The 237-nt window shown below is 43.9% G+C and carries 1 pseudogene; it reads right to left on the bottom strand.

The features are described from left to right. Positions 1–237: pseudogene (locus tag CA600_RS30755) on the bottom strand (bifunctional metallophosphatase/5'-nucleotidase); the annotation flags it as partial.

The raw sequence follows: 237 nt of genomic DNA, 5'->3' as shown, positions 1-237 counted from the left end.
TGTATCTTCTGTCGTCAGGCCGATGATACCAATCTGTTCGCCGTCTACTTCTTTAATCAGAGCAGGGTAGATGGTTGCTGCGTTACCTGACCGACCAATCTCGTTGGTGAACATTTTGCTTAGGATGTCATCCGCAGAGAAATTTACATTGGATGAGACAAAAGGGAACTTAGCGTTGCCGATGAATTTGGAAAGCGTCTCAGAATCTTTATCAAATTCATGGTTGCCGAAAGTCAT

The organism is Paenibacillus sp. VTT E-133280 (assembly GCF_002264385.1).
Classification (GTDB): Bacteria; Bacillota; Bacilli; order Paenibacillales; family Paenibacillaceae; genus Paenibacillus_AQ; species Paenibacillus_AQ nitricinens.
The sequence above is the reverse complement of the archived record's forward strand: the minus strand, read 5'-3'. Positions and strand labels throughout refer to the sequence as shown.